At 69.2% G+C, this 1,475-nt stretch carries 2 protein-coding genes; both read right to left on the reverse strand.

Going from position 1 to position 1,475, the window contains the following annotated elements; translation table 11 throughout:
• Positions 1-41: 41 nt before the first annotated feature.
• Positions 42-953, reverse strand: a complete 912-nt coding sequence (locus HGEM_RS05665; protein WP_154646824.1) for an IS3 family transposase — start codon at positions 951-953, stop codon at positions 42-44.
• Positions 902-1,417 (reverse strand): helix-turn-helix domain-containing protein, encoded by a 516-nt coding sequence (locus HGEM_RS05670; protein WP_019128453.1) that lies wholly within the window; start codon positions 1,415-1,417, stop codon positions 902-904. The genes HGEM_RS05665 and HGEM_RS05670 overlap by 52 nt, the downstream gene beginning before the upstream one ends.
• Between the last annotated feature and the right edge of the window lie 58 nt (positions 1,418-1,475).

A 1,475-nucleotide genomic window follows, 5' to 3' on the forward strand; every position in this document is an offset into this window, starting at 1 on the left:
TAAACTGCGCCCCAAAACTTGGACACGCTAAATGATAACCCCTAAGCCGCCTCCCGGAGGGCCCGCTCCCGGAACTCCACCGGGGTCAGCCCGCCCAGCTTCTTCTGGCGCCTCACGTGGTTCCAATGGTGTATGTAGGCCTCGAGGTCCGCCTTGAAGGACTCGAACGCGTCCCAGTCCCGCCCCCTGAAGAACTCGTCCTTGAGGTGCCCGAACACCTGCTCGGTCGCCCCGTTGTCGATGCAGTTGCCCTTGCGCGACATGCTCTGGGTGAAGCCGTTGCCGCGCAGGGCCGAGACGTAGAGGTCGTGCTGGTACTGCCACCCCATGTCCGAGTGCATGACGGGGCTCGCGCCCTCCGGCTTGGCCGCCATGAGCGCCTCCAGCATCTCCTCCTGCTGGGCGAGGTCCGGGTGCTCGGAGATCGACCACGCCACGATCTCCTTGCTCCCGAAGTCGTACGCCGGCGCGAGGTAGGCCCTGCCGAAGGAGAGCTTGAACTCGGTGACGTCGGTGCCCAGCTTCTGCCAGGGCCCGTCGGCGGAGAAGTCGCGGCCGATCACGTTCTCGAAGGTCTCGCCGACGGCGCCCCTGTACGAGCTGTACCCGTGGCGGTCGGCCTCCTTCCGGATGCGGCACCTCAGGTCCATCTCGTTCATCACCTTGAGCACCGTCTTGTCCGCTACCCGCACGCCGTCCACGGCCCGGAGCTCCATCGCGACCTGGCGATGGCCGACCCCGTTCGGCAGCCTCCCGAAGATCTCGGCGACGCGCGGCCGGAGCTCGGGCCTGGTCGGGGCCCTCGGGTGCGCGAGGGCGTAGTAGTAGCTGGACCTGGCGAGGCCCGCCGCCTCGAGCAGGTCGGCGAGCGCGTGGCCCTGCCCTGAAAGCTCGGCGACCGCTAGGGCCTTCTCCCGGTTCGGGAGCGCCTCTCCGCCTTCAGGGCTATCGATTTTTTTAGGTACTCGACCTGCGCCTCGAGCTTCCGGACGCGGGCCTCGAGCTCCTGCTCGCGGGTCCTCGGGGCCGCCCTCGCGCCCGTTCCGCGCGGCCTGCCCCCGGACCTGGGACGGAGCGCCTCCGCGCCGCCCTCGCGGTACAGGCGGCACCACCGCTTGACCGTGGGGAGGCTCGCCACGCCGTGCCTGGCCATCGCCTCGGCCTGCGTCGAGCCCCCGTCGACCACCTCCCTCGCGACCGCGAGGCGCGTCTCGTAATCGTATGTCGGGCACTTCTTCCCCATGTTGAGCAGCACGTCCCTCCCGCAGGCCCGGTACGTCAGCTCCCATTCTCTCACGGTATCCGCCGGAGCGCCCGTCGCGGCCGCGACGGCGGCGGGGCGGAGCCCCTCGGCGAACATCGCCGCCGCCCGCTCCTTGGTGGCGCGGTCGTATCTCAGCCGCAGGTCGATCGCCATGCATGCCTCCCGTCTCCCGGATCAAGGTTTCCTTGTCCAAGAAACGGGGTGCGGTTCA

Source organism: Enorma massiliensis phI, from assembly GCF_000311845.1.
GTDB lineage: Bacteria > Actinomycetota > Coriobacteriia > Coriobacteriales > Coriobacteriaceae > Enorma > Enorma massiliensis.